Origin of the sequence: Gordonia sp. (in: high G+C Gram-positive bacteria) (assembly GCF_047606305.1) — a bacterium.
GTDB lineage: Bacteria > Actinomycetota > Actinomycetes > Mycobacteriales > Mycobacteriaceae > Gordonia.
This window is the reverse complement of the sequence record NZ_JASGER010000016.1, coordinates 47,506-54,390: the sequence shown is the minus strand read 5'-3', so window position 1 is coordinate 54,390 and position 6,885 is coordinate 47,506. Positions and strand designations below refer to the sequence as shown.

Annotated in this window: 8 protein-coding genes; all 8 read right to left on the bottom strand. The window is 69.8% G+C overall.

Going from position 1 to position 6,885, the window contains the following annotated elements; all coding sequences use genetic code 11:
- Positions 1-812, bottom strand: an 812-nt coding sequence (locus QM634_RS02985) for a DEAD/DEAH box helicase (RefSeq protein ID WP_415041287.1), incomplete at its 3' end; no start/stop codon positions are given.
- 3 nt (positions 813-815) lie between these two features.
- Complete coding sequence (gene tatC / locus QM634_RS02980; RefSeq protein WP_415041286.1) at positions 816-1,760, bottom strand: twin-arginine translocase subunit TatC; 945 nt, start codon at positions 1,758-1,760, stop codon at positions 816-818.
- Positions 1,761-1,786: 26 nt separating this feature from the next.
- A complete protein-coding gene (gene tatA, locus QM634_RS02975) occupies positions 1,787-2,047 on the bottom strand; it encodes a Sec-independent protein translocase subunit TatA (protein ID WP_415041285.1) in 261 nt (86 codons plus the stop codon).
- Between the two features lie 41 nt (positions 2,048-2,088).
- On the bottom strand, positions 2,089-2,718 hold the full coding sequence (locus tag QM634_RS02970) for a class I SAM-dependent methyltransferase (RefSeq protein WP_415041284.1): 630 nt from the start codon (positions 2,716-2,718) through the stop codon (positions 2,089-2,091).
- 9 nt (positions 2,719-2,727) lie between these two features.
- Positions 2,728-3,753: a helix-turn-helix transcriptional regulator gene (locus QM634_RS02965; RefSeq protein ID WP_415041283.1), complete on the bottom strand. Its 1,026-nt coding sequence runs from the start codon at positions 3,751-3,753 to the stop codon at positions 2,728-2,730.
- Positions 3,750-4,745 (bottom strand): helix-turn-helix transcriptional regulator, encoded by a 996-nt coding sequence (locus QM634_RS02960; RefSeq protein WP_415041282.1) that lies wholly within the window; start codon positions 4,743-4,745, stop codon positions 3,750-3,752. Before QM634_RS02960 ends, QM634_RS02965 begins: the two co-directional genes overlap by 4 nt.
- A 16-nt stretch (positions 4,746-4,761) precedes the next feature.
- On the bottom strand, positions 4,762-6,120 hold the full coding sequence (gene pafA / locus QM634_RS02955) for a Pup--protein ligase (protein WP_415041281.1): 1,359 nt from the start codon (positions 6,118-6,120) through the stop codon (positions 4,762-4,764).
- A 5-nt stretch (positions 6,121-6,125) separates the two neighbouring features.
- Positions 6,126-6,881: a proteasome subunit alpha gene (prcA, locus tag QM634_RS02950; RefSeq protein ID WP_415041280.1), complete on the bottom strand. Its 756-nt coding sequence runs from the start codon at positions 6,879-6,881 to the stop codon at positions 6,126-6,128.
- Between the last annotated feature and the right edge of the window lie 4 nt (positions 6,882-6,885).

The window sequence follows — 6,885 nt, the reverse complement described above, 5'->3', positions numbered from 1 at the left end:
CGCGGACCCCCGCGTCCCCGGTGCCGGCCGCCCGCCCGCCGGCCCCGTCCGTGGGAGTCGTCGTCGCGGTCGCCGCTGGCGGTCAGGGCGCGGTGGGCGATGTACCGGGTGAGTTCCGGGTTCACCCGGGGTTTGCCGTCGGCGAGCGACGCGCGGTCGTACAGGTCGAACAGGCGGTTGCCGACCAGCATGTGCTGCCACAGCGGGACCGGGCGCACCTCGTCGACGATCACCGTGGTGTCGCCGCGCACCGTCTGTATCCAGGCGCCAAACTCCTCCGAGTTGGAGACCGTCGCCGAGAGGCTCACCACCCGCACCGACGGATCCAGGTGCAGGATCACCTCCTCCCAGACCGCCCCGCGGAAGCGGTCGGCCAGGAAGTGCACCTCGTCCATGACGACGAAGGCCAGCCCGTCCAGGGCCGGACTCTGCGCATAGATCATGTTGCGCACCACCTCGGTCGTCATCACCACGATCGGGGCGTCGGAGTTGATCGAGTTGTCCCCGGTGAGGAGTCCGACGTTGCCGGCGCCGTGCACCTCGACGAGGTCGTGGAACTTCTGGTTGCTCAGCGCCTTGATGGGCGTCGTGTAGAAGCACTTGGTGCCGCTGGCCAGGGCCAGGTGGACCGCGAATTCACCGACGATGGTCTTGCCGGCGCCGGTCGGCGCGCACACGAGCACGCCGTGACCGGCGACGAGCGCCTCGCAGGCGCGCCGCTGGAAGTCGTCCAGGCCGAAGGACAGTCGATCGGCGAAGTCGCGCAGGGCCGTCTCCGCGTTGAAGCCGCTCGAAGCGGTGCCGGTGGTCATCGCCTACAGGATGTCATCGAAGCCGTCGGACCGCCGAACCGAATCCCGCGTCGTCGACGCCGGTGCCCCGATCGGCTCCGGCGGGGCGAGCGGGCTCGCCTCGTCGTCGTCGAGCGCATCGGCGGCAGCGCGCTTGCGGGCCCGCCGCTTGTCGTTGATGCGGGAGAACTGGATCGCGCCCTCAAGCAGCACGGTGAGAGCGACGGCGAGGGCGGTCATCGTGAACGGGTCCGAGCCGGGGGTGATGAAAGCCGCGAACACGAACATGCCGAACACCAGACCGCGTCGCCACTTCTTCAGGCGCTCGTAGGACAGCACCCCGATCAGGTTGAGCGCGACGAGCAGCACGGGCAGCTCGAAGCTGATCCCGAAGATGATCAGCAGGTTGATGATGAACGAGAAGTACTGGTCACCGGCCAGCGCGGTGGTCTGGACGTCGCTGCCGATGCTCAGCAGGAACTTGAAGGCCTTAGCGACGACCAGGTAGGCCAGGACCGCACCGGCGATGAACAGCAGGCTGGCCGACGCGACGAAGCCCACCGCGTAGCGGCGCTCGTTGCGGCGCAGCGCAGGAGTGATGAACCGCCACAGTTGGTAGAACCACACCGGGGCGGCGAGCACGATGCCGGCGGTCAGACCGACCTTCAGGCGCAGCATGAACTGGTCGAACGGACCGGTGGCCAGCAGGCGACACTTCCCGTCCGGTGAGAAGGAGGCGCGCAGGTCGGACGGGAGGTCGCAGTACGGGCCGCGCAGGAGCTCTCCCAGCGACGGCACGACCCACGGGCCGCGCGAGTACCAGACGAAGCCGATGATCGTGGTCAGCGCGATGGCGACCAGGGCGATGATCAGCCGTCTGCGCAGCTCGCGCAGATGATCCACCAGCGGCATGGTGCCGTCGGGGTTGACCTTGCTGCTTCGGCGGCGAGGGTCGAGCGGGATGCGCACGCGGGCGGGGCGTCAGACGGCGGGGATCAGGCGGACTTCTTCTCCGAGGCGGGACCCGCCCCGTCACCGTCGCCATCCCCCGGGGGCAGCTCGCGCTGCGGGTCGTCGGCGGCCTTGGCCGCCTCCTTGTCCTTGCCGTCGCCGGCCATCTCGCCCAGCTCACTCTTGAAGATGCGCAGCGACCGTCCGATGCCGCGCGCCGCGTCCGGGAGCTTGCCCGCGCCGAACAGGATCAGGAAAGCGATCAGCACGATGATCAAGTGCCCCGGCGTTAGGCCCCACGGCATGGCAGACTCCCTCGGAAGACGGTGTTCAGTCGTCCCCGAGTCTACGCGACCACCGCACCGTTGCCCGCGACCGCGCCTCGTGGCCGCTCGCGGCGGCGGCTTGCGAGGATTTCGGCGTGGGTGCGCTCTGGACGATCTGCCCGAGAGCCCGTGTGGGTAACGGTGAAGCCGGCGTCCTCGACGCGGGACACGAGTACGTCGATCGGCCAGTAGTAGGCGATATCGACCGCGTGGTCGAAGGGAGCCACCACCGAATCGGTGAAGAATCCCAAGGCGAGCCCACCACCGGGGCGAATACACCGCGCGAGCTCCGCAAGCGGGGCACCGATGTGATCCGGCTCGACGTGGATGAGGGAGTACCAGGCGAGGACGCCGCCCAGCGCGCCGTCCTCGACGTGCAAGTCCTCCGCCCGCCCAACGCGATAGCGACCATCGGTGTATGTCCTGCGCGCGTGTTCGACGAATTCCGCAACGTCGAGGCCGAGACCGGCGAGGTGGTCGGTCCACTGACCCGGACCACACCCGACATCCAGAATCGGCCCGTCGATGCCGCGCGCCCAGTCCTCGATGAGCTCGAGATCCGCCTGATCCACCTGATCGATCCGTCCGACGACGTCGACATAGTCGGACACCCGGCTGCCGTAGGCGGCCCGAACGGACTCGAATGACATGACCCGACACTAGGAATAGCGGGCGCGGGCCGCGGCGGCGCGCTCCCGGACCTGCGCCTGCACCTGCGGCTCGCCGACGACGCGGATCGCGCCACCGAAGCCGAGCAGGAACCGCACCAACCACTCCTGCGAGCCGTAGCGCACCTGTGCCCGGACGGGCGCAGCGGAATCGGCCGGCGGGTCGTCCAGCAAATCGACCAGGTAGTTCTCGACCACCCACACCGCCGAGCGGTCGATCTCCAGCTCGGCGGTGGGCAGATCCTGGCCCTCCCAGCCGGCCGGCGAGCCCGTCTCGACTGCCGCGGCGGGTGGATTCGACGGTTCGTCGAGCTCCTCGGCCTCCTCGATCCGGTCAAAACGGAACAGACGAGTGCCCTCCGACTGGCGGCACCACGCCTGCAGGTAGGCCTTGCCGTCGATCAGCTGGACGGCCATGGGGTCCACCACCCGCTCACCGACGGCGTCGCGGGCCGGCGTGTAGTAGCGCAGCCGCAGCGCCCGATGGTCGCGAACGCCGTCGCGCACCCGGTCGTAGACGGCCTCGCGGGCCGAGCCCGCGTCCGCTTTGTCCTCGCTTCCGCCGCCGGCGGCTTTCGCCGCCGCGGCCGCCCGTTCCAGCTCCTCGCCCCGCGCGCGCAGCCCCTTCTTCTTGGGCCGGACCGGGGCGGCCATCGCCTCCTCGACCTTCGCGATCGCCCGACGGGTGGCGTCGGCGTCGACGCCGGGGATGTCGGCGAGCGTTGCCAGCGCGGTTTGCAGCAGGGCCGCCTCGTCACCGGTGAGCCGCAGCGGCCGGTCCATGCCCGCGGTGAACTGCACCCGCACATATCCGGAGTCGTACTGGACGTCGATGAGGTCCTCGAAGCCGTTCTGACGGTGACCACAGACGAACAGCTGCTCGATGTCCTTGGTGAGTTGCGACTCGGAGATGCCGAGTTCGGCGGCCGCCTCGTCGACGGCGATCCCCTGCCGGGCCGCCAGATACGGGACCATCGCGAGCAGCCGGGAGAACCGTGAGACCGATGTGCCGGTCATGATCGCACCACCAGTTCGTCCAGCGCCGCGACGACCGCGTCGCGCAGCCCCGCGGGCTCGAGGACGACCGCGTCCGATCCCGCGCCGAGGATCGTGCGCACCAACACCGGCGTGGAGTCGTAGTCGACGGTCAATCGGTCGCCGGGCTCCCCGTCGAAAGTCATCGGTTCGGTCGCCGACGCGAACCGCCGCAAACCGGCGGCGCGGTCGGCAGCCACCCAGATCCGGGCCCGTCCGGCCTCCTCGCGAAACGCCGTGTCGACCGATTCGGCCACCAAGTCGCGCAGCGAACCCGGCTCGGCGTCGACCGTGAAGGCACCGTCGCTGCCGACCGGCGCCACCTCGGTGATGCGCGCCAGGCGGAAGGTCCGGCGCTCCCCCCGATCGCGGTCGTGGCCGACGACGTACCAGCGTCCCCGATGGGTGACCACGCCCCACGGTTCCAGGCGGCGGACCGCCGGTTGGGCGCCCGGACGCTGATAGACCATCTCGACCGACCGGCGCCTCTGGCTCGCCTCGAGCAGGGTCCGCAGGACCCGCTCGTCACCGGCGCCTCGTCCGGCCGCGGCCGGACTGACCTCCCACTCCTGGTCGGCCGACACGTCGATGCCGGCGGCGCGCAGCTTGAGAGCGGCACTCTGGGCGATCGCCGCGACCTCGGAGCTGTCCCACAGCGCGGTGGCCAGGGCGACCGCGGCGGCCTCGTCGGACTCCAGGTGGATGTCGGGCAGCTCGTAGCGCTCGCGATCGATTCGGTACCCGTCCTCGCTCTCCCCGAAGCCCGACGTCGGGCCGGTGATCAGCGGGATGCCCAGGTCGCGCAGATCGGCCTTGTCCCGCTCGAACATCCGGAAGAAGGCCTCGTCGCTGCTCGCGTTCTCGTAGTAGCCGCCGACATTGCGGCGGATGTAGTCCGCGGACACGAACTGGCGCGTGGAGAGCAGGCAGATGACCAGGTTGAGTTGGCGCTCGACCTTCTGGCGTTTGGGCACGGACCCAGGGTACGGGTCACATGGAGGCGATCAGGCGATCGACGCGCTCGTCCACGGACCGGAACGGGTCCTTGCAGAGCACGGTGCGCTGAGCCTGATCGTTGAGCTTGAGGTGGACCCAGTCGACGGTGAAGTCGCGGCCCGCGGCCTGCGCGGCGCTGATGAACTCGCCGCGCAGTTTGGCCCGCGTCGTCTGCGGCGGCAGGTGCACCGCCTCGTCGATCGCCTCGTCCGTGGTGACGCGGGCGATCAGCCCCTTGCGCGTCAGCACGTCGGCGACCCCGCGGCCGGGCAGGATGTCGTGGTAGGCCAGGTCGAGTTGCGCGATCTTCGGGTCGCCCAGCTCGATGTCGTAGCGGTCCTGGTAGCGCCGGAACAGCTTGCGCTTGATCACCCAGTCGATCTCGGTGTCCACGCCGGAGAAGTCGTCGGACTCGACGGCGTCGAGCATGCGGCCCCACAGGTCGACGACCTTCGAGAGCATCTCGTCGGGCTGACGGTTCTCCATGTGCGCGACGGCCCGCGCGTGGTATTCGCGCTGGATGTCCAGCGCACTCGCCTCGCGGCCACCGGCCAGGCGCACCGGGCGGCGACCGGTCGGGTCGTGGCTGATCTCGCGGATGGCGCGGATCGGGTTGTCGAGGGCGAAGTCGCGGAAGCTCACACCGGCCTCGATCATCTCCAGCACCAGCAGCGCCGACCCGACCTTCAGCATGGTCGTGGGTTCGGCCATGTTCGAATCGCCGACGATGACGTGCAGGCGCCGGTACTTCTCGGCGTCGGCGTGCGGCTCGTCGCGGGTGTTGATGATGGGGCGCGAGCGCGTCGTCGCACTCGACACCCCCTCCCAGATGTGCTCGGCCCGCTGGGACAGGCAGAACTGCGCCGAACTCGGCGTCGCCAGCACCTTCCCGGCGCCGCAGATCAACTGGCGCGTGACCAGGAACGGCAGCAGCACGTCGGAGATCCGGGAGAACTCGCCCGAGCGCACGACGAGGAAATTCTCGTGGCAGCCGTAGGAGTTGCCCGCCGAGTCGGTGTTGTTCTTGAACAGGTAGATGTCGCCGCCGATGCCCTCGTCGGCGAGGCGGTTCTGCGCGTCGAGGAGCAGATCGACCAGGATCCGCTCACCGGCCCGGTCGTGCGTGATCAGCGTCAGCAGGTCGTCGCACTCGGCGGTTGCGTACTCCGGGTGCGAGCCGACGTCGAGGTACAGCCGCGAACCGTTGTCCAGGAAGACGTTCGACGACCGGCCCCACGAAACGACCCGGCGGAACAGGTACCGCGCGACCTCGTCCGGGCTGAGCCGGCGGTGTCCGCGGAACGTGCAGGTGACCCCGAACTCGGTCTCGATGCCCATGATCCGGCGCTGCACGGCGATCAGCCCTTCTTCTTCGCGCTGCCGCCGAGTAGCCCGGCGACCTCGTCGTGCCCCAGGCGGCGGAAGGCGCGCCGGGGACGGGTGCGGTCGAGGACCGCCACCTCCAGGTCGGCAGCCGCCAGTTCGCGGGCGGCGGGTGCGGTGGCGTCCCCGTTGCCGGTGGCCGAATCGCCATTGGTCGCGGGGGTGCCCAGCGCGGTCACCGCGGTGGAGAGCGCCGCGCCGAGGGCGAGGTCGGGCTGGAAGGACTCGGCCAGTGCGGCGGTGATGGCGTCGGTGTGCCCGCCCATCACCAGGAACCGGGTCTCGTCGACGACCGAGCCGTCGTAGCCGATGCGGTAGAGCTGCGACGGGGTGTCGCGACCCGGCTTGGCGACCTCGGCGACGCAGAGCTCGACCTCGTAGGGCTTGGGCTGCTCGGTGAACACCGTGCCCAGAGTCGTCGCATAGGCGTTGGCCAGCGACAATCCGCTGACGTCAGCCCGGTCGTAGCTGTACCCGCGCAGGTCGGCGAGCTGGATGCCCGCGCGCCGCAGGCTTTCGAACTCGTTGTACTTGCCGACCGCGGCGAAGCCGATCCGGTCGTAGATCTCGGAGACCTTGCGCAGCGTGTTCGACGGGTTCTCCGCGACGAACAGCACACCGTCGGCGTAGGTCAGTGCGACGACGCTGCGGCCGCGCGCAATGCCCTTGCGCGCCAGCTCGGAGCGGTCGCGCATGATCTGCTCGGCGCTCGCGTAGTACGGGAAGGTCATGGCG